At 36.4% G+C, this 26,604-nt stretch carries 19 protein-coding genes and 1 pseudogene; 4 read left to right on the top strand and 16 right to left on the bottom strand.

Annotated features, from left to right (window positions below):
- Window positions 1-111 precede the first annotated feature (111 nt).
- From AC3CH7_RS17005 to AC3CH7_RS16995, 3 genes are all read right to left on the bottom strand, one after another.
- Complete coding sequence (locus AC3CH7_RS17005) at window positions 112-1,950, bottom strand: alpha/beta fold hydrolase (RefSeq protein WP_099805842.1); 1,839 nt, start codon at window positions 1,948-1,950, stop codon at window positions 112-114.
- 57 nt (window positions 1,951-2,007) lie between these two features.
- A complete protein-coding gene (locus AC3CH7_RS17000; RefSeq protein ID WP_036161706.1) occupies window positions 2,008-2,574 on the bottom strand; it encodes a TetR/AcrR family transcriptional regulator in 567 nt (188 codons plus the stop codon).
- A gap of 559 nt (window positions 2,575-3,133) precedes the next feature.
- Window positions 3,134-3,709: a TetR/AcrR family transcriptional regulator gene (locus AC3CH7_RS16995; protein ID WP_031415937.1), complete on the bottom strand. Its 576-nt coding sequence runs from the start codon at window positions 3,707-3,709 to the stop codon at window positions 3,134-3,136.
- Window positions 3,710-4,269: 560 nt separating this feature from the next.
- On the opposite strand from AC3CH7_RS16995, the gene AC3CH7_RS16990 reads away from it, so the two are divergent.
- Window positions 4,270-5,292 (top strand): MBL fold metallo-hydrolase, encoded by a 1,023-nt coding sequence (locus tag AC3CH7_RS16990; RefSeq protein WP_036168332.1) that lies wholly within the window; start codon window positions 4,270-4,272, stop codon window positions 5,290-5,292.
- Between the two features lie 708 nt (window positions 5,293-6,000).
- Window positions 6,001-6,252, top strand: coding sequence for a GlsB/YeaQ/YmgE family stress response membrane protein (locus AC3CH7_RS16985; RefSeq protein WP_036161700.1), 252 nt, complete (start codon window positions 6,001-6,003; stop codon window positions 6,250-6,252).
- 615 nt (window positions 6,253-6,867) lie between these two features.
- Here the strand turns inward: AC3CH7_RS16985 and AC3CH7_RS16980 are convergent.
- The 9 genes and pseudogenes from AC3CH7_RS16980 to AC3CH7_RS16940 form a co-directional block, all read right to left on the bottom strand.
- Window positions 6,868-7,467 (bottom strand): nitroreductase family protein, encoded by a 600-nt coding sequence (locus AC3CH7_RS16980; protein ID WP_036216265.1) that lies wholly within the window; start codon window positions 7,465-7,467, stop codon window positions 6,868-6,870.
- 902 nt (window positions 7,468-8,369) lie between these two features.
- Window positions 8,370-9,302 (bottom strand): carbamate kinase, encoded by a 933-nt coding sequence (arcC, locus tag AC3CH7_RS16975; protein WP_036161696.1) that lies wholly within the window; start codon window positions 9,300-9,302, stop codon window positions 8,370-8,372.
- Between the two features lie 5 nt (window positions 9,303-9,307).
- Window positions 9,308-10,078 carry an oxamate carbamoyltransferase subunit AllH family protein gene (locus tag AC3CH7_RS16970; RefSeq protein ID WP_012294516.1) on the bottom strand — a complete coding sequence of 257 codons (771 nt, stop codon included), beginning with the start codon at window positions 10,076-10,078 and terminating at the stop codon, window positions 9,308-9,310.
- Complete coding sequence (locus tag AC3CH7_RS16965; RefSeq protein WP_012294515.1) at window positions 10,075-11,340, bottom strand: YlbE family protein; 1,266 nt, start codon at window positions 11,338-11,340, stop codon at window positions 10,075-10,077. The genes AC3CH7_RS16970 and AC3CH7_RS16965 overlap by 4 nt, the downstream gene beginning before the upstream one ends.
- A complete protein-coding gene (locus tag AC3CH7_RS16960) occupies window positions 11,340-13,094 on the bottom strand; it encodes an acyl-CoA synthetase FdrA (RefSeq protein WP_036216262.1) in 1,755 nt (584 codons plus the stop codon). The genes AC3CH7_RS16965 and AC3CH7_RS16960 overlap by 1 nt, the downstream gene beginning before the upstream one ends.
- A gap of 18 nt (window positions 13,095-13,112) precedes the next feature.
- Entirely contained in the window at window positions 13,113-14,162 is a 1,050-nt protein-coding gene (allD, locus tag AC3CH7_RS16955) for an ureidoglycolate dehydrogenase (RefSeq protein ID WP_012294513.1), read from the bottom strand.
- Between the two features lie 132 nt (window positions 14,163-14,294).
- On the bottom strand, window positions 14,295-15,098 hold the full coding sequence (gene allE / locus AC3CH7_RS16950) for a (S)-ureidoglycine aminohydrolase (protein WP_012294512.1): 804 nt from the start codon (window positions 15,096-15,098) through the stop codon (window positions 14,295-14,297).
- A 27-nt stretch (window positions 15,099-15,125) separates the two neighbouring features.
- On the bottom strand, window positions 15,126-16,355 hold the full coding sequence (gene allC / locus AC3CH7_RS16945; protein WP_012294511.1) for an allantoate deiminase: 1,230 nt from the start codon (window positions 16,353-16,355) through the stop codon (window positions 15,126-15,128).
- A 337-nt stretch (window positions 16,356-16,692) separates the two neighbouring features.
- Window positions 16,693-17,029: pseudogene (locus AC3CH7_RS16940) on the bottom strand (L-lactate permease); the annotation flags it as partial.
- A gap of 155 nt (window positions 17,030-17,184) precedes the next feature.
- On the opposite strand from AC3CH7_RS16940, the gene AC3CH7_RS16935 reads away from it, so the two are divergent.
- Window positions 17,185-18,798: a PucR family transcriptional regulator gene (locus tag AC3CH7_RS16935; RefSeq protein ID WP_012294509.1), complete on the top strand. Its 1,614-nt coding sequence runs from the start codon at window positions 17,185-17,187 to the stop codon at window positions 18,796-18,798.
- 251 nt (window positions 18,799-19,049) lie between these two features.
- Here the strand turns inward: AC3CH7_RS16935 and AC3CH7_RS16930 are convergent, their stop codons facing one another.
- The 3 genes from AC3CH7_RS16930 to AC3CH7_RS16920 all read right to left on the bottom strand — a co-directional run bounded on the left by AC3CH7_RS16930 (window position 19,050) and on the right by AC3CH7_RS16920 (window position 22,152).
- Window positions 19,050-20,300 carry an MFS transporter gene (locus AC3CH7_RS16930; RefSeq protein WP_012294508.1) on the bottom strand — a complete coding sequence of 417 codons (1,251 nt, stop codon included), beginning with the start codon at window positions 20,298-20,300 and terminating at the stop codon, window positions 19,050-19,052.
- A gap of 443 nt (window positions 20,301-20,743) precedes the next feature.
- Window positions 20,744-21,127: a cupin domain-containing protein gene (locus AC3CH7_RS16925; RefSeq protein WP_012294507.1), complete on the bottom strand. Its 384-nt coding sequence runs from the start codon at window positions 21,125-21,127 to the stop codon at window positions 20,744-20,746.
- Window positions 21,128-21,192: 65 nt separating this feature from the next.
- Window positions 21,193-22,152, bottom strand: coding sequence for a 2-hydroxyacid dehydrogenase (locus AC3CH7_RS16920; protein WP_197148609.1), 960 nt, complete (start codon window positions 22,150-22,152; stop codon window positions 21,193-21,195).
- A 738-nt stretch (window positions 22,153-22,890) separates the two neighbouring features.
- Here AC3CH7_RS16920 and AC3CH7_RS16915 point away from each other — a divergent pair.
- Entirely contained in the window at window positions 22,891-23,799 is a 909-nt protein-coding gene (locus AC3CH7_RS16915) for a C40 family peptidase (protein ID WP_488381659.1), read from the top strand.
- A 387-nt stretch (window positions 23,800-24,186) separates the two neighbouring features.
- On the opposite strand, the gene AC3CH7_RS16910 is transcribed toward AC3CH7_RS16915, so the two are convergent.
- Entirely contained in the window at window positions 24,187-25,716 is a 1,530-nt protein-coding gene (locus tag AC3CH7_RS16910) for a DHA2 family efflux MFS transporter permease subunit (RefSeq protein ID WP_036161689.1), read from the bottom strand.
- Window positions 25,717-26,604 lie beyond the last annotated feature (888 nt).

The raw sequence follows: 26,604 nt of genomic DNA, 5'->3' as shown, positions 1-26,604 counted from the left end.
CGACTGTATTCTATCAGCAATTTTCACTTCTACCTGTAAAGGATACTAAACATTAGTTTTCAACAGGACGACTTTATTTCATTAATCCCACTCGTTCATCTACTAGTATTCCTATTTTATTATCAGATTAGCCGTTTCACTTGGATGGTTAAGAGGAAAATGATGACCATATGGAACAAAATCAATCTTACCAAGATGTGAAGGAGCCGAATAGCCTCTGTCATAATCCCCCCAAATAATGTGAAGATTAACCTTTGTTACTTCATTGAAATCACCTTGAACGTTTTTCAATAGTAAACTATTAAGCTGAACCGTAGTATTTAAAATTCTAGGAGAAGTAAAACTGTTACTTAGTTTCTCAATATAATGTTCAGGGATGCTCTCCGTACTTTCAAATAAACCATTACTTAATAAATAACGCTCTATCAAATTAGTAGTTGCCAATTTCAATGTCCATTTGTTCATAAATTGAGGAACATTTATCGATTTAGCATTTTTTTTAGCAACAGGTGGCTGAAGTAAAGTAATTGTATACTTCTTATCTATGTACTTTTGTTCTAATGCTTTCAGCAGAATATACGCACCAAACGAATGGCCAATTAGATGGGCACCACTAGTAGCTTTCTCCAATAACTTTCTCAATACATTCAAATAGATATTTAAAAGATTTTTCTCTCGTTTAAAAGGAGAACGTCCCAAACCTGGAAGGTCCATAATCCATACAGGTCGACCCGTTTTTTCATGAAGCTCTTTCCCTAAAGGAAATAAATCCTCTCCATCACTTAATAAACCATGTAATAAAATAAATGGTTTACCCTCTCCTTGTAATTGGTAAAGGGTATTGTTGTCACATAATGTTCGCTCAAATAAATGATGATGCTCACCATTTTGATACATCAATCGATAATCCAGATCAGCTACTACGGCTGGGAAAAATTTCATTACATTTGTCTCCTTAAACCAATCTTCTCCCATAATCTTTTTCGCTGAACCATTTGAAAATGTTCGATTTGTAATAAAGTTCAGCCCATCAGCAGGAATTTGGGTTATTTTGCTTACGCCACTATTCATTATTGTTTTCATAAGCGGCATGGGAACAGAGATTTTTGGTGCCCTCATATTCATACTTTCCGACATAACACTTAATAATTCAGCAATGTTCGGATCGTTCTCTTTGTCTTCAACAAGTGTATATGTTTGAATAGCCGGCTGCTCCAATTTGAAAACCTGCACAATAAACTTCGCAAACTCATCGTTTGAAATCAGTGGCAACCTATATCCCTTACCACCAGGAATCACTGGCATGAGCCCTCTTCGCATACTTGTCACAAGCAAACCTAATCCTGCTATCTGCTCTGTACTCCCTGTTTTACTACTACCGACCACAGTTGGCGGATTAATGACAGACAGCGGGTAACCTACTGCTGAGGCCTGCTGACGGATATAAAGATCTGCTAAAAATTTTGTTTTCTCATATGGATTTTTTATTTTTAAATAATTGTTTCCTTCTTTAAACACATCAATTGCAATCTTGCTATTTTTATCATCAAAGGGACTCATATAGCCTACAACATGAATAAATTGCTGCAAGCCCTTCAATTGATGAATACTTTTAGCGAATTCACTAATATGTTTGGCGCCATTTAAAAAGACGGAAGATGCCTCTTTGCTTGTCGATTGAATATCCATGGGGCCTCCTGCGTGAATAATTACATCCGTTTTCAATACCAACTCCTTATCTTCAGCACTTAGACCTAAGTCTATTTTTGTCAAATCACCTTCAATAAAGTGCATAACTGCCTCTTTTAAGATGCCTCTTTCTTGATAAATGCGTGTTGCTTTACTTTTCGATCTCACTAATAGAAGAATTTTAACATGCTCTTTGGCTAATTCCTTCACTAATTGCTTTCCTATAAAACCTGTTCCACCCGTTAAAAATACTGTTTTCATAAAAATCCTCCTTGTAGTACTAATCAGTACTAATTTGGTGTAAAAAAAATGCTTCTTTTATCGAAGCAAGTTAAAAAAATGATCTGCTGTTTTCATAATTACAGTTGCATCCTCCAGTGTTTCTGAAATAAATAGCGCTCCTTCAAGATTTGTAATAAAAAGAGATGCAACCTCGTCAATATTAATTGTCTTTCTAAATTCACCATTCTCTACCCCTTGTTTAAGTAATAGAGAAACTTTCGTTTGTAATCCTTGAAAAAAAAGACCTATTTTCTCTTTTACTTTAGTGGCATTTGTTGGACTTTGAATATAGAGCGTAATAAACGGACAGCTCCCCTTATATTCCCTCGTCTGAACTCCTTGTGATAATTGCTTTAAAAACAGTTGGATACGATCTTCAACTAATAATTGGTTTTGAGATAGTAAGTCATCAATTGCAGATTGATACATTTCAATCCAATAATCCACGACCCCTTCCAACAATTCTTCCTTATTAGAAAAGTGATAATACACATTAGACTTTGAAACTTTGCTTACACGAACTAATTCATCCATGCTAGTATAAGCAAACCCTTTTTCTAAAAATAATGTTGCAGCGACTTCAATCACACGTTTTTGATTCATTAATTTTACCTTTGTCATAATTAGTACTGTACAGTACTACAATGCGTATTGCAAGTATTTTTGTTAGTTTAATAAAAAAATTGATTAAAAAAGCTATACTTTAATTGATTTTACTGCTAATAATTTCATTTTTTTGGGGGAAGCTTGTTGTGGAGTTTTATTTAATAGATTTATTATTGGTGACTGTCGCCTTAATTTCTTCAAAAAACAGATTTTGAAAAAGCTGCCGACTGTAAAATACAGACAGCAGCTTTCTTTAATAATTTTTATGACTTTATTGTTCCTTAATACATTAACTTATTTCTACAATGCAACTACCTATAGACGTTGAATTGATAAGATGCATTACCCTGTATTTCAACCAAAGATGTTATTATTTGTCTCATGTTTTTATAATGTAATTTTATTTCGACTTCAGAAAATTCTTTAATACACTAGATAATTAAAATTTGATATCTATTGAATTTTATTAATTACACTTTGGAATATACCTTCTTTTATTTCATCAAGTGAAGCATACCCATAAGATTTCGTATAAACGGCTACAGCCTTTTTATGACTAAGACAATATTGCTTTAACGAACGATGAGACAATGTACTTGTAGAACTCTTCCTCGGTGACGAAGTGAGACTGATATTGCTGGTGAATCAGCTCGCTCATCTGAAAGCCGTAGCACGTCGAGAGAAAAGACATGGCGGCAAGACGCGCATCATGACTGGCTATGATTTTTTTCTTCTGCAGTCGTTCAAAATATTCAACGAGCAAAGAGTGCAGCTTCACTGGTGGTTCTGCCAGCACTCTGTCTAATTCAGGAAATATGCCTTTTTCGCGGATGCCAATCAAAATAATATCCTTATTTTTATGGAAAAACAAGCGGTACTGCTGGCTTACATTCAGCAGATCAACTTCCGGATTATCGGTCGCTTCCTCCATTAACAGCTTCTCAAATTGTGGGATATCCGAATGCCTTTCAATGATGGCTTCCAGTATGCCTTGCTTGCTTCCAAAGTGCCGGAAAATTGTAGATTCATTGACTGTAGCTTCCGCTGCGATGGCTTTAGTGCTTACTCCCCGATAGCCATTCTTTTTTATGAGCCGTGTCGCGGCCTCAATGATTCTGTCTGAAGTATGCATTGTATTACTCCTTTTGCATATGTTAAACCCATTATACAACAAGTTATATATAGACAATAGGGTCGGGGTTCATCATCTTCGTAAACGTTTATTTAAACTCCTCTCTTTTCGCTCATGTGTGTTCTCTTTTCAGCAGATTTACGCCAGCATTTCTCAGATGTCTTGGCGTCATCCCGAAATCAATAAGTGCAGCCGGGTTCGGAATCGGCGGCAGCAGTTTTACCCCTTTAATTGGACAGATTTCATTTTCATTGAATTGATGCGGCTGTCTAACAGCGTATTGAATGTCCCTTGCTTTTTCATGATTGCGGCAAAAGACACGACAAATTTCTCATTAATGACAAGCCCAAAAAATCTCCTTTCGAAGTTTCGATTTGAAAGGTTACCAGTTTCATGTTTATAGCGCCTCCATCCATGTAGTGTGGTGTTGTTCAGTTATTATCATATTACATAATAGAATGAATGCACGCAAGTGCTCGCTTGCTTTTTGTTTTCCATTCTCTATAATAAAGATATAGGGTGACTAACCTCAATAAACATATATGTAAAGGGGAATTGTTATGCAGTATAAAAGTATTATACAAAAACCTCGGGTTAAATTTTTTGAAGTCGCAGATGGCGTCTTTGCCGGTATTTCGCCGTATCGTGGTATCAGTTGGGCCAATGCTGGGTTTATCAACAAAGGCGAAGGTCTGGTGTATGACACGTTCTTTGATCTGTTCCATGCGCAAGAAATGCGAGAGGCTTTTAAGGAAGTAAGCAATGGCGGCTCTCCCGCCTACGTGGTGAACTCGCACTATAACAGCGACCATACTTGGGGGAACAAAGTGTTTGAAGAAGCTTGCATTATTATGCACAAGGAAGCGGCCAGGGAGCGTCTTTCTGAAAATATAGCTTGGATGGATAGCGTCATCAAAAGAGGGAAACATTCTCCAGAATCGACTCAGGGAGAGCAGTTTTTTGCAGCGGAATTTGAAGGATTCGACCTGGAGGGCGTAGAATGGGTGCACCCGAATATAGAGTTAAAGGACGATATTAACATACGGCTTGGCGATACTGAAGTTATGATTTACAATGTAGCTCCGGCCCACTCTGACAGTGACTTGCTGTTGTGGATGCCAAAAGAAAAAGTGCTGTTCGCCGGCGATGTCGTGTTTAACGGTTGTACGGCATACAGTGAAGAAGGAACCCTCAACTGGATTAAAGTACTTGATCGCATTATTGATGACATTCAACCTGAAATCGTTGTTCCAGGGCATGGCGCCATATGCGGCCTGGATTTCGTGAAGGAACAGAGAGACTACCTCTTGAACGTGATAAGCGAGTTCAACAAGCATTACAATGACGAGATTGATTCCTTGTCCCTAACTAAGGAAATCGATATTTCTCGCTTCCTTCATTGGATTCAGCCAGAACGTTTATATGTTACGGTAGATATTCTTTTAAAAAGCAAACGCGGGTTGCCATCTCTTCCAAATTGGAACGAGGTTCCTACAAAACTGGAAGACATGAAAGCTTTTTTATCCGAGAAATATGGCAATCGAATTAAGCCATGGGACCCTATGAGCGTGTGGCAGGAATAGAGTATACATCTGCAGAGGCGATTGGATTCGTACATCTCTTACCACAAATAATTCAAGGAACCAACTACCTGTCTCACTGTTAGGCATTTCTATAAAGCTTGAAAATTTTTCTGATTACGAGGCAATTACCAGTATGATTAAGATTAAAGGAGGAAGCTTTAGACTTCTCGGAATTACATATAAAAAAGCTATCCCCCTTGGATAGCTTTTTTATATGTAAAATGCAAAACAACACCTAAAGTGGATAGATTTCACTTCTGTTAACTCTCTTGGAATTTCTGCATTCAGGTGTTCCGTAGCAATTACACTTGCAGAAACTGGTTGTACCCCCTCGTCACTAGAGAAGGAACGAATGACCAATGAAATATCTTATGGGCCTGAGGTAAAAAATATCACACTCTCCTAAAAACGTATTAATATCCACCAGAATAATTTGTGGCTTTAGGAGAAAGTTTGATTAGAAAATCTCATAAATCCATATTCCATGATAAATGAAAAGACTCTCTTCTGAAAATAAGTTCACCAAAAGAGAGTCTTATTAAGCAATATCTATGTTGTTCAACAATTGCGCCCGATTGTTGAACATAAGTTCTTCTTTAAACATAAGACCAATTTTAATTTTTTTCTCCTTATAGTTTGAAAGGTGTTCATAAGGGTTATATAACACTGTAGCGAAATACTTAAAATACAAAATAGGAGATGGATAGTATGAGTTTTATTTGGTTTTTAATAATTGGCGGGATTATCGGTTGGCTTGCAGGAATAATTTTAGGAAAAGATATTCCAGGTGGCATTATTGGTAATATTATTGCAGGGATTATCGGTGCTTGGATTGGTGGGATGCTTCTAGGAAGTTGGGGTCCTAAAATTTCTGATTTCTACATCTTCCCTGCTCTCATTGGAGCCATTATACTAGTGTTCATTGTAAGCTTAATAATGAAATCATTGCGTCAAGCGTAGTACGCTAAATTACTTCGTTTAGTTTTTATTTCAAGACGGTTAAATGAATCACATGTAACCGACTATAAATGCTGACTTTGTTTATAATAAAAAGGCGGTCCTCCACAAACTTATCTGTGGAGGACCGTACTTTGATGCTAATTTATGAATTTGTTCTTTATCACGAACTTCTCCATTTACTATGTGCCTTACCATATAGGATTATTTAGCAAGCTCTCTGAAACACTAATATCATCTTCTGTATAATTAACTAAACTAATCTTTCACTCTCCAACATTTTAACATCCTCTCCTTCTCCAATTAATTATATGGAGAAAATAAAAAATGGAACCTGATTAGTTGATGTATACATATCGTTTCATTTCCGCAAAGTATCCCGCCGGCTATATCAAGGATTAAGAACTTTAAAGCTCCCCTTTCCAACAGATACCTACAGGGGGACTTTCGCTCTTTTTTAACACCAGATTCTTAAAAAGGAGAACCCTGAACAGGCTCTCCCATTCGTTTATATATTTGATTGTAGATGCTGTAATTTTACCATACTCGTTTTCACAACATAGCCCTTACCATGAATGACGGTACGGGTTTGAAACATTTGGGGTATATTGTAATTAATTATTTGATAAATTTCATTCGCTCTTCAAGCGGTCGGAAATCTTTTTCACCTGGTGTTACCGTTGGGTTACCGAAGGGCATTTGTGCAATAAGTTTCCAATTTTCAGGTATATTCCATTCTTTTTTCACTTCATCATCAATTAGTGGATTATAATGTTGTAAAGAAGCTCCTAATCCTTCTGCTTCCAAACCTGCCCATACGACCAATTGATGCATACCTGATGCTTGATTTGACCAAATTGGAAAGTTCTCAGCATAGGGTGCAAATTGCTCCTGAAGCGATTTAACTACAGCCTGATCTTCAAAGAATAATACTGTGCCATAACCTGCCTTAAAGGAATCCATTTTTTGTTGAGTTCCTGAAAAATCTTGATCGCCTACTACTTTTCTTAATGTTTCAGTAGTGATGTCCCATAATTTATTATGTGCGTCACCAGATAATACAACAATACGAGCTGTTTGGGAATTAAATGCTGACGGAGTATATTTCACAGCAAATTCTACAATTTCTTTAATTCTTTCATCCGATATTTTTACCTCTTTACTAATTCCGTAGTAAGAACGTCTTTCTTTAAGTGTAGTGTAGAAATCTTTTGTCATCATTTTTTCCTCCTGAAATTTAAATTGCACCTGGCGCTTCGAGATTTTTACTTACCAAAACTTTTTTAAAATTTTCAAATGGCCATTTTATTTCTAAGACCTCCACCAAGTAAAACAAACTGACTTGTCCGTCACTCCTACTTTTAAATCAAAAAAGAATTGAAAGTTATATAATCACGTTTAATGTTCAAAAATATATTACCCAAACAAAAGTAAGAATATTCAGGGGTAAATTGGAGAAAAGATTCAATCATTTTGTTTAATCAAAAATCAACAGTACAATAGATGTTCTGTGAAAGTTGTTACTCCTAGTCCATCTCATCAATAATAAAATAACTATAGCTTAAGAAAAGTTAATTTTTTTCGGTATATAAATAAGACCTCAAAGTTTAACTTTGAGGATTAAGTGTTAAAACCATTTCGTTTTATAAAGGAATGTGCGAAAAATTACTGATTTACTATATCTCTTAAAGTCTTATTCTAAAATCTATATAACAGCCATAATTTCCTCATCTTTTCCTCAACAAAATCAACTACTGGTTTCGCCTTCTCGTTTTCCAGCACCACCTAATAGTATGTGATGATACTCCGGAATTTACCTTCCTCCTGTTATTGACGAGTACGAAAGGGGAAAAATGGCTCCTGGCTACCAACTAAACCAATAATTAATAAAAATTTAGTAAGACAGGTCCTCCACTTCAATGGCAGCAAAGATATTAGAGTAATGGACATAAAATGTACCTGTACTACTTAAGCCTCTTTCTAAACAGTTAATGTCTCAAACTCCTTTTTCACACTAATTCCACAAATGAAAAAAAGTTTGCAACGTCTATAGTCCGTGATTCCTCACTTCATGACGTTGCAAACTTAATGGATGATGGTTCTTGAACCATCCTTTAAACTTATTTTGTAATACGTGTACCTGCTTTTCCATCTAATGCAGCTACTGCTTGATCGATTGAACAAATGATTGACTCTTTCCCTAATTTTGCAAATTCTATAGCTGCTTGCATTTTTGGTAACATACTACCCGCCGGGAATTGTCCTTCTTTAACATACTGTTCAGCTTCTGCCACAGTAATGTGGCTTAGCTTTTGCTCATTTTCTTTACCGAAATTAATATAGACATTTGGTACATCTGTTAGCATCATGAAAACTTCTGCATTCACTTGTTGTGCTAGCTTTAATCCTGAACGGTCTTTGTCAATAACTGCTTCAATACCATGTAATTGACCACTGTCTTCACGATATACAGGTATACCGCCACCACCAGATGAAATAACAATCGTTTCATCAAGTAAACGTTTAATTTCATCGATACCATGAATCACTTTTGGTTCTGGTGAAGGGACAACTCGTCTATATCCTCGCCCAGCATCTTCTGCCATAGTAAAGCCTTGTTCTTCTAAACGATGCGCTTCTTCTTCTGAAAAAAATACACCGATTGGTTTAGTCGGATTTTTAAAAGCTTGATCATCCTTGTCGACTTCAACCATCGTTAGCAATGTCACTACATTTGTAGCTATGCCACGTTCTTTCATATGGTTTTTTAAAGCTGTTTCCATCATATAACCAATGAAACCTTGTGATTCTGCGTTGCAGACATGAATTGGTAGTGGTTCGACTACATTTTTCGCAGCTTCATTTTGGGCAATGATATTCCCCACTTGCGGACCATTACCATGTGTAATGACGATGTTATGACCCGCTTCTCGAATTTCTACCATATGGCCTGTTGCCGACACTACATTTTTGAATTGATTATCATAAGTTGCTTCTTGTTTCGGCTGTAAAATAGCATTACCACCTAAAGCAATAACTACACTTTTCCCCATTTCTTTCACTCCTTAGTTAATGACAAGTAAATGCCATATAACGTATCCATTCCAGATGATGATCCTACTTTTATAAGCCTGTTCATGCTTTCTAAAGATGGATCATGTTGCAATGCTGTAATCTTCGAACTAAATACACCGTCTATAGCACAGGTTAAGAAACGCTTACTGACAATGGTTGTTAAAGGTTCCTTGATTAGAGCTTTTAGTGTTTCTAGATGTTTAGGTTCGATAAAATTTTTAATAAAATGTCCGTACAATATGCCGACTAGTATATCATCACCAGTTGGTGTTAAACCTTGTCCACGCCCAATAAAGTAACGGAATGTCTCGTCAAGATTTTGGGTTGGATCTTGTAATTGATTAATTAAGGATAATACACGTGCTCGTTCAAAATCTGATGATTCATAGGATGTAAATGAAATGTATTTAAAATTTTCTTTCAATTTATTTATATTTGCATGTTCAAAATCCATATATAACGGTAGTATTTTTATATTAAACACCATTTCGAAGCGGTTATGAAAAAGACGATTATTCCGAAATATTAATGTATCGCCTACCTTAATATTGGTTTTTACTGTTTGTCTCGTTTGAGGATCAAGCAAGATCCCGAACGGAAATGTCCCATTTTCATCGGTACCAACAAATATCAATTCTCCATCTTGATCAACCATATTTAAACCTTTTTCAAACATACTGTGCACGGTAAAGGTTTTTCCTTCATTCAATAATTGAAGTGCGATTGAACCAACCGCACTTGCTTGTAAAATCATCCTTTAAATCCTAGCTTTTCAGCATATGCTGTGATAGCTTTCTCAAAACATTCGATTGGCGGATGTACTGTACCGGCACCAATTTGTCCGTACCCCGCAATTTTATGGGCAATACCAGTGTTGATAACTGGTGTGATCCCTGTTTCAACAACTTTCCGTGCATCAATACCTAAGCATGCGCCTTTAAAGTCCCAAGTTGGGATGACAAAGTTTGGATTTTCGCTAATACAGATTTCAGTCATTTGATTACTTGTTTCAAGCGCATCATTAAATCCACCCGAACCAACAAAGCGTGTTACGGCAGGTGCTGCAATCATCGCCATACCTCCGACACCAATTGTTTCTGTAATCGCTGAATCACCGATATCTGTGTTGGCATCTTCTGCTGAGTAACCAGTGAAATATAATCCTTGCGGGGTATTAACAGGACCAGTAAACCATTCGTCTCCCATACCGGCAATACGAATACCAAAGTTTTCACCGTTTCGGCACATTGCGGTAACAACTGTACCGTGTTCGATTGTCCGTGCTGCATCCATCATCGCTTTTCCAGTCGCCATAGCAATATTTAAGAAAAATTGGTCTGTGTCAGCTAAGAATTGGATTACTTCTGTACGTTGATCTTTTTCAACGTCATCTAATGAAGCAATTACTGGAGATAGTTCTTTTAAAAATGCAAGTGAAGCTGCAATATTTCGCTGGTGGAACTCATCTCCCATAGCAATAGCTTTAGCAATCAATACGTTGACGTTCAAGCCTCCATCAATTCTTTTTAAGGCTTTACTTAATACGGGACCTAATACATCTTTCATCCAGTGTAAACGATTGATGACTTGCTCATTATAAGCGCCGAAACGTAATACTGCGCCAATCCCTTCGTTCATTTGACAATACGCTTCGTTACCACTCTCCTTGTTAATAACAACAAGGACTGGCATGTTAGGTGAAGTAATACCACCCATTGGTCCAACCGCATTCACATGATGACATGGAATGAATTTGATTTTATCGTTTTCAAGTAATTCACGTGCATTCTTTTCGTCTTCTGCCCATCCTTCAAAAAGGATTGCGCCAACACAGGAACCTTGCATTGGGTCTGTCATGTTTTCATATTTAATTGGAGGTCCAGCATGTAATAACACGTACTCTTCTAATTCAGGAATCACAGATTTAGCAGGTACAACATCCGTTAAAAATGGTGCTGCTGCTATGATCTTTTGGATAACGGCTTCGTTCGCTTCATTTATTGTTTTGTATCCCATTAGATTGTGCCTCCTTCATAATAGTTTAAGAATTGAAGTACTTTCATTAACTTCTCATCGCCACCAGCAATTGGGCGCCAGTTAAATTGAACACACTCTGAGCCACTGTTTTGAACAGCTTCCGTAAAGCTTTTTAGCCCAATATTGATAACGCTAGGTTTCATATTGATGAAGGACATGATTTTCTCATCCACTACTAAGCTTTCTTCTGTATAGTCAAATTTTTGTACATCAGTAATTGGTTGTTCCACTTTACCACCTACAAGTTGGATAGCTGTGCGGACCATTTGATCATTGGTTTTACAAATAATTGCACCACTCTCTTTTAAAATGGCAATTTGTTTATCGTAACCTTGAATATCCTGTGCTGTACCTACAACCGTTGCAAGCACTGCAAGCTGACGACCTTCTTGACGTGCATTATCCAAAATACGTTTGATGGTTGGTGCTAGCTCACTAGCCATATCTTCATGACCACCGTTACCGATTACGTTATCAATCATAATGACTGCAGTTTCAGGGTCATTCATAGATTTTTCAAGCATTTCGATACGTTTTTCAGGGTCAATCATCGGATGTGGTTTACCTTTTGTATAAACATCATCACCTAAATCAATGATTTCATGAGTGTTTGTTTTTAAAACATAGCTTTCGCTTTTCTCTTCAGTCATTGTATCTTTAAAAGCATCTCTCACTAGCATAGCCGCTTCAGATGCTAATGTACCACCTGAATAATAACCTTTAATACCAACTTGTGATTCTTTTAATACAACGTTAACATCAGCTGTTGTCGGTTCAAAATTCGGTTTATCACCATTTGATAATTGGACAGCTACAACTGCTGCTTCTTCAAGTGTATAAGCATGATAGATGTTCTCTTCTTGATAGGAAGGTTTGTCACCTAAAAATAGCGTAACCACTGGTTTATCAATATTTCTTAATAAGTTTAATACTTTGCGTTGTACTTCCTCTGCAGGTGGTTTGGAGATCACTGTAATGACTTTTACTTTTGGATCTTGATTTAACGCTTTGATGCTATCTAACATCGTGATAGCACCAACCTCCGTCGATAAATCACGTCCACCTGTTCCAAGAGCATTTGTAACACCTTTACCATAACGGTCAATAATTGTAGTGACTTCTTGAATCCCTGTACCTGATGCCCCAACAATACCGATATCGCCTTCGTTGACGTTATTTGTAAAAGCAATGGGGACACCGTGAATAAGGGCAGTGCCACAGTCTGGACCCATCACTAATAACCCTTTTTCATGCGCTTTTTGTTTTAGTTTCACTTCGTCTTCTTTCGAAACATTGTCACTAAACATGAACACATGTAAACCTTCGTTCAATGCGTTTTCCGCTTCCATTGCGGCATATTGACCAGGAATTGAAATTAACGCTAAATTTGGATTGTTCGCAAGCTCCATTGCACGTTTCCAGTTATGAGCTTCTTGACCTTTAGACGTATTTTGTGAATCTGAATCACCTTTTAAAGCGATTTCTACTTCTTCTTTCACTTCGTCTACTTTTTCTTCCTGCTCTGTATCTACAACGATGACGATATCATTTGGCTTTGCTTTTTCTAATTCATCCGTGCCTAAGCCAGAAGATTTAAAAATGTCCTTATTCGCTGGTGTTCCCATCATGATCGATACTTTGTTTACACCATCAATTGCAGACAACTTGTTGGATAAAAGCATTAACACGATGGAGTCTTTATAAGTGTTTTCTTTTATAATTGTGTATAACATGATGAACCTCCAATTTTATTATTCTGCAAATCTATTTTTTCCATGATAACGATCGTAATGAACGTCGTCTGACACAAGATAGTTGTAAATGTCGTCTACGATTTCAATACCTTCCTTATCATATTCCTTACTTCTTAATATACCGCGTTCACCTGGATAATAAATTTCTCCATAGCCCTCTGCCGCAGGCTGTGCTTTTAATTCATTGAGCATAGTTGTAATTTGTAGCTTGAAAGCATCCAGATCTGTGAAATAGGCAGGGTTAATGACGATATGAATTTGACCTAAATCGCGTCCTTTAGTTAAGTCTTGATACATAGAAGATACATGGATACCATGTGGGACTCCTAGAAGACTACCTGATAAAATATCTACCATCATCATCAAGCCGTATCCTTTTGGACCTGCAATTGGTAGGAGTGCATGAACATCTCTTGCATTCGTTGTAGGTGCACCAGTAGCATCCACAGCCCATGTGTCTGGAATCGATGCATTTTTACTTCTTGCATCTAAGATTTTGCCCCATGCTTGGACAGTAGTCGCCATATCAAATGTAATGATGCGGTCATCAGCAGATGGTGCACTATAAGCAATCGGGTTTGTCCCAAAATAAGGTTCAGTTCCGCCAAACGGTACGACCATTGGATCTGATTGACACATACTTAGAGCAACCATATCTTGTTCTGCTGCCATTTCAACAAAGTAACCTAAAGCACCACTATGTGAGATATTTTTCATACCAACAACGGCAACACCTGATTTTTTAGCCATTTCAATCGCTTTTTCCATCGCTTGTTTTGCTATTTGGTGACCTGGACCATTATCCCCATTAAAGATCGCAGATGCTGGTCCTGTTTGTTCAAATGTGTAGTTGGGATTGTTTGTAATCCCGCCTTTTGCAATTCGTTCAGAATAGTATTCAACACGTACAGCACCATGTGAATGAATACCTCTATGATCAGCGTATGTTAATACGTCTGCAACATCATGTGCCGCTCCTTCATTTAATCCAGCTTTTATAAACTTTTGCTTCATTAAATTAAATAGTTCTTCTTTAGATACACGCATCTTGTTTACTCCTCATTTAATTAATATTTTGTTTCACATTCTGAATAATCAGAATTTTATTTTAGAAATTTTTTTGTAACTAAGATGCCTAATTTATCTTTGGTTCACTATCGGAGATAATAGACTCCCTTTTTATAAATCAATATCTCTATTTGCATCTTTAGAATAAATGTATGAGAATGGTTCATCTAAACCAATTGCATAGGTTGCTTGTGGTACATAAGCGCCCATAAAGATATAATCACCTTTATCAACCGGCATCCATTCATTGTCTAAGTTGTACATGCCTCGCCCGCTTAAAACATAAGCGCCGTGTTCTTGAACGTGTGTTTCAATGTAACCATGTGAAGCACCTGGTTTGAATGAAAGAATATGAATGTTCATATCATAGCCAATTTCTTTTGGTAATAAGTCTTGAATTAATACTTCTTTCATACCTTCATATGCCTCTTGTTCGATGTCGTGCACATTACCTGTAACGACTTCTGGCGTAAACCCTTTAAGAGGTTGTCCTTTAAGAGGTTGATAACGTTTTTTGTATAAGAATAAACGGCTATCTTCACCGTTATTATTATTTTCAAAAGTTAACTGTAAGTGTGGAGGCACATATAAATACCCACCTTCAGTTAATTCGTATTTTTTACCATCTGCAAAAGCATTGATTTTGCCATAAACAACGTATACAAAAGATTGAATACCATCACCAGCGAAGCCCGCTTTGTTTCCACCTTGGTTTTTTACTGTTACTAAGTAATCTACAAATCTTGCACCTAAACGCGGGGACCCTAAAATTGTGACGTCACAATCTTTGAAGCCAGGTACAACATTATTAACTAGGCCATCTGGTGTGATTACCGCATAATTGTCTTTTTTAATGACAGAACGTGTTTCTAATAAACCTTCTCTGTATCCTTGAACTTGATTTAAGTAACCCATAAGTATCTGGCTCCTTTTTCATTATTTTTATTCTTTGTATGCTAGTTCATAAAGTACATCACTTAATACTTCAATACCTTTAACAAGGTCTTCTATCTTCGTTTCTTCACTAATGTTGTGACTAATTCCACCAATAGAAGGTACAAATAACATTGCCGTTGGAACATATTGTGCAAAGATTTGTGAGTCATGTCCTGCACCAGATGGCATCACTTTATATTGATTCCCTACATTGTTCTTTGCTGCTTGCTCAATGATTTGAACAATTTTTTTGTCCATCAATGTTGGTGCTTCATCCATCCATAAATTAATGTCATAAGTCATGCTATTTGCTTCAGCGACTAATTTAATTTTGTCTTCGATTTCTACTGCAAAATCATTTAATATTTGCTGATCAATATGACGACAGTCTACTGAGAACGTAATTTCACCAGGAACTACATTTACTGTGTTTGGTACAAGTGTGATATGACCAAACGTTAATACAAGTGGTTCCCCAATTTCTCTAGCACGTTTTGTTAAATTTGAGACAATTTCACTATAGGCAACAACTGTATCGCGACGTAATGACATTGGCGTAGTACCAGCGTGGTTTGCTTCACCTTTTAAATTGATCGTGAAGCGTTTTTGACCAACGATGCCATTAACAACACCGATTGTTTTGTTTTCTGTCTCTAGCACTTTGCCTTGTTCAATATGAATTTCAACAAATGCTTTGATGTCATTACGAACGTCAGTAGTTTTACGATAATCAAAGCCTGATTTACGCATCGCGTCTTCGAACTTAATGCCCTCAGCATCTGCAATTGTGTCAACATCCGATTTTTTAGCTAAGTTAAAGAAGTTTTTGCTACCCCAGAATGTGTAAGGGAATCGACTGCCTTCTTCTTCTGCAAGAGATAATACTTCTAATGAGCGTAGTGGTTGGCCGTGTTTAGCTTTTAAATATTTCACAGCCACTAGTGCAGCTAAGATACCGAATTGGCCATCTAGATGACCCCCTTCAACTACTGTGTCGATATGTGATCCTGTTAAAATGGTTTCTTCCGGATATTTACTGCCAACCAGACGCCCAGTTAAGTTCCCGATATCGTCAAAGCTTGCTTCTAATCCTTCTTCTTTGAATGTTTTTTCCAGTTCACGAACTGCATCATTCCATTCTTGAGAATATAAAAGGCGTGTAATTCCACCTTGTTCTAAGCCACCAAAACCTGTAAATTTCTTATCTAACATTTCAAAAGTTGATTGAATATCCATACCTCTTTCACTCCTTCCTTCTACACTTTTATTATAGGTCCTCCCCCATAACCATTCATTGACACAATGAACAATAATGGATAGTCTTTTTATGCACTTTAGACAAATAGATATGGATAAGGAGCAAGTAGCTGTCGGAGTAAAAAAGAACGCTTTTTGCTATTGATTATGGAAAGGCTTTAAGACGGGGTATGAGTGGAGTAAATCATCCATTCTATCCTTACTAAAAAACAAAAACCACATAGTAAATCTATGTGGTATAGTCCCTATTAAAATGATTAAAGGATAAATCATGAACCTTACAAATAGGAGCAAGCCAGTTATATCGTATTGGCTATTGAAAGGTTTTTGACTCATCCCCGGTTTGATGAACGGCTGCTGCTGCAATCGGGATAGATTGTGGAGAAATCACTTTTGCTTTGCTTCCCCCAGCAGTGTTAGCTGCTATTAGCATAAACGCGAGATGCCAATCTGCTTCCCAGTAACTGCCTGTAAGCTTTCGAATAGTGCATGATTATTTACAACCGATTCCGTTAGAAAGACACCCATCCATCCTAATACTGGACTAACAAATGGGAAGAATTCATCCGTTTTGGCAGGTCGGGTCCTAGAGAAGTGCTAAGCCCAGAGAAGTCAGAAAGATTGGCAAAAGTCATTACAAGTACGATTGTAAGATTCCTCCTTTACTATTTCGAAATAAAGAATTATACGTATATTAACCTTCAAAAATAGTATACAATCAGAGTGATAGGTTATCCTTGTAGCGTTTTACAAATATATTTCTTATTATTTTGGTCTTTTTCTAACAAATATAAAGGAGATGATCCTTATGACAACATTAAAAGAAATCATGTCTGTCCAACAATTTTCTGATTTAACATTATTAAATGATGAGGGAGATTTAGATAGAGAAGTAGAAATGGTCGATATTACGGAAACACCAGATATTAAAAATTTCACAGCACCTCATTCATTTATCGTCACTACGGGTATGTGTTATCAACACGACCAATCCGGATTAAAGGATCTCATTCTAGAATTAAATGATATACAAGTTGCTGGCATAGGCGTTAAATTATCGCGTTTTTTAGAAAAAATTGATGATGAAGTAATAGAATTTGCAAACAAGTTAAAATTCCCCATTATTAGAATCCCTGATAGTTGGAATCTCGGATCCATTACACATCATATATCATCCTATATCTTGGATGAAGAAACTGAAAAGTTATATTTTGCATTAGATATCCAACAAGAATTAAATACCATGCTGATGAGAGGTTTGAGCTTGGAAATGATGATTGAACGTATGAGCAGACTTCTTAGAGTCCCTGTGATGCTCTTAAATCCTTTTCATCAAATTAAAACGATGAGCCATCACTTCCAAGAACAATCAGAGCAAATTCAAAAAAATCTTAGTTACTTCAAAAGATGTGTTAATTCCAAGCAAATTTCACCTAATAATAAAGCATCTTTCCAAGAGGAGCATATTATATTTGAAGTTCCAGCATTTAAATATTTCCCGTATTATTTGATGGTTTCAAATGTTAATACGCTCACCTATCCATTTAGTTTGCTTGCCATAGAACAAGCCGTCAATACACTCAGTCTCGCCATTTATAAAAACAGTAAAATCAAAGAAGCGGAACAACAAGATGTCAACCGATTTTTCGAAACATTGATGTCTGAGCATCCTGATAATCTTATTTCAGTCAAACAGCACCCTGAGTTTTTAAAAAAGCACCATATTCACCCATCCAATTTCTATCAAGTGATCGTTTGTGCGATTGATCAAGAAAGGGATGTGGAAAATAATATCTATTTGAATGAACGTTATCAAATGACTTTTGAGTGGCTAACACATAAATTTACTGACATTGATCCTTCTATCAGTGTTTATAGGTCTCCAGGTAATCATCGATTTACGATCCTATTACAAACTAAACATCAATATTATTTAGATTACTGCAAATATATCCAAAAAGAGTATCATAAACTTTTTAATAGTACACTGTCATTCGGTATTGGTAATGAAGTGACTGAATTCTCACAGTTACCACTCTCTTATTTTGAAGCGAATGAAGCTTTTGATCATAAGTCTGAAAGTAGTAAAGTGGAATTTATTGAACTCTATAAATCTAAAAGTGTAGAAGAATTGTTACAACTCATTCCAGCCAATAAATTAAAACCGTTTATCACGTACACACTAGGTTCATTAGCCTATCCAAAATCGACAAAAGAAAAAGAACTAAAGCATACATTGAAAATCTATTTGGCGAATCATTGTGATCTGACAAAGACCTCTGAAGATATATTTATTCATCGAAATACAGTAAAATATCGTATTAAAAAATGTGAAGAGATTTTAGGTCAGTCTATCGAATCGCCTGATATTTCATTGGATCTACGATTAGCATTATTTGCCTCAGAGAAAGTAAATTTTTAAACTTAAAAATCCCGCTAAAAAGCTGTTATGAATGCTTTTTAGCGGGATTCTTTTTACCTATTTTACCATTCAATGTAGCAGCTCCTACTCAAGCTATTATCAATAAACCGACACGCTTATTCGATTGAATCCACATTTAAATGAAGCTGCTTTCACAACGGTTCCACGAGCATCGTCGCTTTTGGGCAGCAATAACAAAACTACCTATCAGCGGGAGATGTATTAAATCTCCGCTAATAGGTAGCTTTACTTTATTCATTAGTTAGGGGATGGGTTGCTTTCTTCTCTTTCAACATCACGACCAGGAAGAATAAAATCGCTGCTGCTGCAAGAAGTATTGCTGCAATATAGAATGCTAATACTTTTGAACCAGTGATATCACCAATATAACCTGTAAGAGTTGGCGCAATAACTGATGAAGTCATTCCAAAGAAGTTAAAGATACCTAGTGCTTTGGCCATGCTGTTGGAAGGTACTGAATCCGTTACATATGTGATTAAAACTGGATCAATGGCAAGTTTACCTAATAAACCGTATAAAATTAATGCTGCATAGAGGACAGAAGGGTTAGGTGCAAATACGGTTAAACTAATAGTTACGGCTGCCCCAATTAACAAGAAGATTATTAATTTCTGACGCATATGTGCATTTTTATCAATATACTTAGAAAATATCAATGCACCAGGTACTGCTGTGACTGCAACTAAAGCAGCTACATATCCTACTGAACCTTGTTCAAATCCTTTTTCTCCGACAAGGAATGATGGTAACCATGTCACTATCATGTAATAACCATAACATGTTGCAAAATAGACGAAGTAAATAACTAATTTTTTTATCGAGAATAATTCTACGCCTTGAGATACTGTGGCTTGTGCTGTTATTTTATCTTCGGATGTTTCGTTTGTAGCTTTTTTGTCTTGTTTAACAAATAAGATAAACACAAATGTTACAGCTACAATTAAGACTGCTATCATATAAAGCATGTAATTCCATTGGATTTCAAGGCCACCTACTAATACAGATGAGCCTACTAGACCAATAACCATCCCTAATGCCGAACCACTGTTGATGATCGCATTAGAAAAGCTTTTCTTATCTTTTGGCATATATTTAGCGGATAAAGAGAAGGCCGCACCATAGTATGAGCCAGTCGAAAGACCTGCCATTAAGGCGCCTACATAAACTTGAGTGATTGTCGTGCTTGATCCAATGACGAATGCTGCTAATGCAAATATGATAAACGCAGGGATCAATACTCGTTTTTGTCCAAATTTATCAACGAGTATTCCTGATGGAATTTGCATACCCGTATAGGCAAAGAAATAAATAGAAGCAATAAGTCCTACTTGAGTATCGCTAATATTACCAAGCGATTCTTGAATTTGTGGATATATTGGTGTAAGTATTGTACGATAAATCCAAATAGCTACCCAACCTAAACACAGAGTAAAAATGATTTTTTTGTAATAATTCGGGTCATTCTTAACTGTTTGTCCCATAATATGACACTCCCATTTTTCTTTTTTTTTACTTATGTAGTGCTTAATTTAATTTTAGGTGATGAGTACGTAAATAACATTGTTCACTTTTAACAAAAACAGAACCAGCATTGCACATTTTAGACAAAAGCCAATGTTTGAATTGTTTATAAATGCATGACTTATGGCATTCTTATTTACCGATTCCTACTCAGTGCTTTTGTATCTACAAACTTTTCTCGGCTCGAATAAACAAAAATAAGCCCGACTACCCTATAGGTAATCGGACTGATCGCCATCCTCGTGCAAACATCTTTGCTCAAATCCTATTTTGAAAAATGGAATTTTTCTCATGTGACAATCCTTTGTGATCGCAGAAAAGATTCCACCTTGTAGATAATGGATCATCAAGGAGGAATCTTTTTACTATGAAAACTAGTTAATCAACAGACGTGATCGTTAATTTAATGATGTTTATGCGCAATAAAGCCTATTGGTGTGGGACCTGCGAACCCTAACATGACGAAATCTCTACTAGAATTATTAGTCATTCCGTGCTTTTCTCCTGCACGTGAAACGACAACATCACCAGCTTTAATTTGAACCATTTCACCACATTCTGGATAATAATCAGCTGTCCCTTCAATAACAACCCATATATCATCCGCTTTCTCGTGTGAGTGAAGTGGCAAAGTTTGTCCTGGACGCATACACCATATAGCTCCAACAGTATTAGGTGTTTCATAAAAAATATGTTTTGTCGCTTCTTCTTCTCTAAACTCTTGAATATCAGGCCAATGGAAAATACGATTTTTTAAATCTTCTCTTGCTAATTGTTTTAATGTCATAGTATTTTCTCCTTGTTTCGAATTTCAAACTATACCCACGTCATTTAGCGTTTATTAGAAAATGATTATCTGCGAATAATATTTTGAGGTTTTCCCTCTAAAAAAGCCATGGTGTTATCAAATGCAATTTTAGCACGCAGTTCCATTGCCTCATTTGTAAGGAAGCCTACATGGGGTGTTAAAATAACATTTTTGGCTTGTAATAGTTTATAGTCTCCAGGAATTGGCGGTTCCATATCAAATACGTCAATCCCCGCTCCTGCAATTCGCCCTTCATTTAAAGCATCGGCTAATGCATCATTATCAACAATTGGACCTCGTGCACAGTTGATTAGAATAGCTGATTCTTTCATTAATTCTAATTTTTCTTTAGAGATTAATCCTTTTGTACTTGAAAGTAGTGGTATATGTAATGACACAATATCTGATTGTGCTAATAACTCATCTAATTCCATGTACTCGATACCCAAAGCTTCAGCTTCCGGATTTCTTCTAGATTGGTCTGAAGCTACTATTTTTGCGCCAAATGCTTTAAACAAACGAGCAGTCATCATGCCAATCTTTCCTGTACCAATCAAACCAACTGTTTTCCCTTTAATTTCACTACCTTGGAATGCTCCTGGGAAATGATCGGCATGGATTTCTTTATTACCCTGAGAGATACGGCGGTACACATCTAATACTAAACCAATTGTTAATTCAGCAACTGCTTGATTCGCATATCCAGCTGCATTACATATCATAACATCTTGATTTCTCGCTTGCCCGATACCTACATGATCAACACCTGTAAAGGCTACATTTATTAATTTTAAATTGGCATTTTGATCAATCACTTCTGTAGGATAAGGATTATTAGCAATCATAATCACATCTGCACCTTCACTACGTTTTGCTAATTCTGCACTATCCGTTGTTTTCTTGTTGTAATAAACAAATTCGTGTCCGGCCTGTTTGATTGGCTCCGCTAATTTTTCAATGATCGAATCTGAAACATTTAATGGTTCTAATAATTTGACTAACATTTCAATCAATTCCTTCCTATTATTTTTTTACTAATACGTCTGTTGATTAACTAGTTACCATAGGTTTCTAGAAGAGACATTCGCATCTCTTCAAGACTGTTATTTCACAGCAAGAGGTGGTTGAGATTTTTTGCACATATTGCACAAAAAAATCAGGTATTTTCGTTTTCGATCACTTCCTTTTTTATTTTTTATTATGTTAATTGCTTAATTTAATTGTAGGATAGGAGCATTTAAATAACATTGTTCACTTTAAACAAAAAAAGAAACGACATTACATGTTTTTGACTAAAGCTACTATTTAAAATAACTAGAAATACGCTTTATCTAAATTGGAAACTTGCCTCTGATTGAATATTCTTTATCTGATAGTGTCTTACCTAGATGAAGATTTCATTTATTCAAGTCAATTGACCATAATTCCCTCCTTTCTATTTTTATAACGAAGATTCATTATTAAATCTCCACTATTTATATTTTGCTAGTAAGAGATATTGATTATGGAATTTAGCATAAATATAATTAATATCTCTTTTATCCCTAAATATCCAATTAATTCATATATTTTTAGTAAAATTGACCATAATTATTGCAGATACATTACATGATTAAAAATAACATGTCAGAATCATAGGAAAGTGTTAATCAGTAATATGATTGAAAAATAACTCTTAACCGTTTCATGATATTCTTACTTTAGTTCAAAAGCGATTGCTTTTTGAAAGGGGTAAGGATTAATTGAAGAAAAAAATATTACTACCGATTTTTGCGTCTTTTATGTTCTTTACAGGAATAGGTATTCACGATGCTCAAGCAGCTACATATACAGATATAACAAATACAGCTAAAGCATATATTGGCACTCCTTATAAATATGGGGGCACAGATATTAAGACAGGTATTGATTGTTCAGCCTATACACAATTAGTATTTTCTAAGGTAGGTATTTCATTAGAACGTACATCGAATGCTCAATATCAACAAGGTACTTCTATCGCAAAAGGTAATTTAAAGACTGGCGATCTTGTATTTTTTAATACTTCGGGAAGCGGTGTTTCACACGTTGGCATTTACATAGGTGACAGCAATTTTATTTCGGCTACGACAAGTTCAGGGGTTAAAATGGATAAAATCAATGACCCTTATTATTGGGGATCTCGTTACGTGGGGGCAAAACGTGTTGCAAGCTTCTCGGATTATGGAGAGGTAAAAGATGCTGAAATAGACTTTACTATTTATTCATCACGTGGAGAAGTCGCTCTTAAAATAGCTAAAAAACTACAATTAGATACTAGTCAAACAAATTCAAGTTTTCCTGATGTAAAGCCAGGGTCTAAATATGCAGGTGCTGCTGAAGCGCTAAAAAAAATCGGTGTCTTTACTGGTGATGAAAACGGGAAATTCAATCCAGGTTCACCTATTACACGCGGTCAACTATCAAAAGTTTTAGTAGAAGCATTCCACTTAAAACAACAAGGAACAACAGAAAACTTTGTAGATGTTCCTGGAGCTCATTGGGCTAACAGCTATGTATCCATCCTTGCATCCAATAAAATTACGGTAGGTAAAGGTGATAATTTATTTGGTGTTAACGATTATGTGACAATCGAACATTTAGATGCTTTTATCCAACGATTAACTCAATAATATGAAATGGTGTTTCACATGGATGAAACGCCATTTTTTTATGTCAAGCTCCCCTTCTCCGCTCGCCCCTCAACCCAAAGCATTTTTAAACGTTTTGTTGCACCATTTTTTAGAGGGAACCAATCGCGTTAAAATAAAGGCGATAATCGCCTAGATGGTCATGAAATAATAGGTATCACTGGACTAAGATAGAGAACCATTTCAGCCGTAGCATTGAGTGTTTCTACAAATAGGCTTTTCGTTTGTGTTGTAAAAAGGGTAATACAACAGCAGCTCCTATCGCACAAAGCCAGTAGATAACCACTGTATAGTTGTAGCTGAAGCCGAGGTTTATTTTCACTAAAAAACGGGTGCTGCTTATCATTAGCAACACCCGTTTTTGACTACTTATTTCACGTCTACTTGTTGTTCAGCATCCTCATGAGTCATCATATTTTCATGATTTGGTTGAACTCTCTTAATAAAGAATGCAAGAATGAGTGCGATTACCGCAATCAATGTTGAAATAAAGAAGGTATAATTAATACCATGAAGCATGGCTTCATTCATGATTTGTTGTTTTAGCTCAGCGGCACCCTGTGTAGATGTCTGTGCATTGGCACTCATATTATTCATAGCGCTAGCAGCTATTTCTTCTGCCTTGGCAGTTGTTTTATTGTTCATGACTGTAATCAATACAGCCGACCCAATAGCACCGGATACTTGCTGAAGTGTATTGTTCATTGCTGTTCCGTGTGGATTATTATACGCTGGTAGCTGATTCAGCCCATTAGTCATAACTGGCATCATGACCATTGACATCCCAAACATCCGTAATGTATACAGAAGAACAAGTGTCGAATAAGCCGTATCCATACTTATTTTACTAAAGTAATAGGATGTGACAATGGTGATGATTAAACCAAATACGGCTAAACTTCTTGCGCCATATTTATCAAAGAGCTTCCCGGTAATTGGAGACATGATTCCCATTACAATAGCACCTGGTAGCATTAATAAACCTGAATCCATTGGTGAAATGCCACGAATTGTTTGCACATAAATAGGCATTAAAATCATTGCAGAGAACATGGCCACCGCAATGACGATGGAAATTGCCGATGATAAGGCAAACATAGGATATTTGAAAATACGAAACTCAAGCATTGGTTCATCCATTCGAAGTTGACGAAGGACAAAGGTAATTAAAGCAATCGTCCCGATGATGATTGTTCCATAGACAAGTATGTCGTCCCAACCTTTTTCCCCTGCTGAACTAAAACCATACAGCAGGCCGCCGAATCCGATACTTGATAAAATGAGTGATATCACATCAAGCTTAATGGCACGTTGTGGTGTCACATCCTTCAATTTAAACGCTGCAAAAATTAATGTCAAAATGGCAATTGGCAGAACAAGATCGAATAACATTCTCCAGCTATAATGTTCAATGATCCAGCCGGAAAGTGTAGGTCCTATTGCGGGAGCAGTAATCATCACGAGACCAAACATCCCCATCGCTGCCCCTCTTTTTTCAACTGGAAATGCTGTAAGCATAACATTCATTAGTAAAGGCATCATTATGGCTGAGCCTGCAGCTTGTATCATACGGGCTGCTAATAATACACCAAATGCTGGTGCAATACTCGCTAGGAACGTACCTAGCGTAAATAAGGCCATGGCGGTAATAAATAGCTTTTTATCCGTAAAGCGTTGAATAAAGAACGCACTCGCAGGTATTAAAATACCGTTAATCAACATATAGCCCGTTGAAAGCCATTGTACGGCAGTGGCTTTTACGTCAAATTCCGTCATAATGGCTGGGAGGGCAATGTTTAATAATGTTTCATTCAAAATCGCTACAAATGCCCCAATAAATAAAATGGCAATCATGCCGTATGGCGTTTTTGTCTGGGCAGACATGGTATTCTCCGACATATAATATCAATCCTACTTTCTTTTATCTTTTTCATTTTCTTGAGAATTTCGATTATCTTTTTAGGTCTCGACTTCTTCGTCAATGAGCTGAGTAGGTTTTCCTCCCATCTGTTGTAGTGCCTTTGCTGATTTCATAGCAACCACTCCTTTAAAAATAAATAATAAAACTGTTGACGAAAGAATAGAGTATATTGTATAATTAAAATAGGTAAAGTACGTGGTACGTTAATTATACAATGTCTATCTCTATAAATTTACCATAAACCATTGTTGATTTCAATGTGTTGTACATATATTTTTTTGTAAAAAGTCGATTCTTTTCTTACAGAGAATTGACTTTTTTTATTGTTGATTTCTTGATTAAGCCATCATTCGTTAATTCATAAATGGTTGATACAACTTCCTTTAAATATCGGCGGTCATGCGAAACACTAATAATGGTGCCACCATATTGGGCTAACGCATTACACAACAGTACAGGCGTTGTCAAAGGACTAAAATTTCATCTGCATCACCCCGACGTTTGATAAAATCAAAAAATGCTTCTGTTTATCAACAGAAGCATCTTGTGCAATAAAAATAGTTTCCCTATGTATCAATTAGCCCAGAGCTTTCAATCTGTGCACCATTTGATATTTTATGTCAATTGAGTGGCTGTTAATAGACCTTGCACAAGAAACCACCCGTGTTCCAGTCATCCTATAATGACCCCCCTGCATCTTGAAAAACCTTCGTAAAAAATTCCACATCTCCCCTTGTAAATATGTGTTCTAATATTATTTCACACCTACCTGTACTTCCACCATCATTCCCCTTAGCGAGTAAACAAGAATATTGAAACTAGGTATTTACTCAATCTTTCTATAAAAGTAGCCACCTAGCGCGCTG

The sequence above is a fragment of the Lysinibacillus sp. F12 genome (assembly GCF_057773605.1).
This window is presented reverse-complemented; position numbering and strand designations above follow the sequence as displayed.

Coding starts and splice junctions, on each gene's coding strand:
- AC3CH7_RS16935 (WP_012294509.1), top strand. CDS start 17,185: ATGACAACATTAAAAGAAATCATGTCTGTCCAACAATTTTCTGATTTA.
- AC3CH7_RS16980 (WP_036216265.1), bottom strand. CDS start 7,467: ATGACAAAAGATTTCTACACTACACTTAAAGAAAGACGTTCTTACTAC.
- allC (WP_012294511.1), bottom strand. CDS start 16,355: ATGGATATTCAATCAACTTTTGAAATGTTAGATAAGAAATTTACAGGT.
- AC3CH7_RS16970 (WP_012294516.1), bottom strand. CDS start 10,078: ATGATTTTACAAGCAAGTGCGGTTGGTTCAATCGCACTTCAATTATTG.
- AC3CH7_RS16995 (WP_031415937.1), bottom strand. CDS start 3,709: ATGCATACTTCAGACAGAATCATTGAGGCCGCGACACGGCTCATAAAA.
- AC3CH7_RS16910 (WP_036161689.1), bottom strand. CDS start 25,716: ATGTCGGAGAATACCATGTCTGCCCAGACAAAAACGCCATACGGCATG.
- AC3CH7_RS16960 (WP_036216262.1), bottom strand. CDS start 13,094: ATGTTATACACAATTATAAAAGAAAACACTTATAAAGACTCCATCGTG.
- arcC (WP_036161696.1), bottom strand. CDS start 9,302: ATGGGGAAAAGTGTAGTTATTGCTTTAGGTGGTAATGCTATTTTACAG.
- allD (WP_012294513.1), bottom strand. CDS start 14,162: ATGCGTGTATCTAAAGAAGAACTATTTAATTTAATGAAGCAAAAGTTT.
- AC3CH7_RS17005 (WP_099805842.1), bottom strand. CDS start 1,950: ATGAAAACAGTATTTTTAACGGGTGGAACAGGTTTTATAGGAAAGCAA.
- AC3CH7_RS17000 (WP_036161706.1), bottom strand. CDS start 2,574: ATGAATCAAAAACGTGTGATTGAAGTCGCTGCAACATTATTTTTAGAA.
- AC3CH7_RS16985 (WP_036161700.1), top strand. CDS start 6,001: ATGAGTTTTATTTGGTTTTTAATAATTGGCGGGATTATCGGTTGGCTT.
- AC3CH7_RS16925 (WP_012294507.1), bottom strand. CDS start 21,127: ATGACATTAAAACAATTAGCAAGAGAAGATTTAAAAAATCGTATTTTC.
- AC3CH7_RS16920 (WP_197148609.1), bottom strand. CDS start 22,152: ATGTTAGTCAAATTATTAGAACCATTAAATGTTTCAGATTCGATCATT.
- AC3CH7_RS16930 (WP_012294508.1), bottom strand. CDS start 20,300: ATGGGACAAACAGTTAAGAATGACCCGAATTATTACAAAAAAATCATT.
- AC3CH7_RS16990 (WP_036168332.1), top strand. CDS start 4,270: ATGCAGTATAAAAGTATTATACAAAAACCTCGGGTTAAATTTTTTGAA.
- AC3CH7_RS16965 (WP_012294515.1), bottom strand. CDS start 11,340: ATGGGATACAAAACAATAAATGAAGCGAACGAAGCCGTTATCCAAAAG.
- allE (WP_012294512.1), bottom strand. CDS start 15,098: ATGGGTTACTTAAATCAAGTTCAAGGATACAGAGAAGGTTTATTAGAA.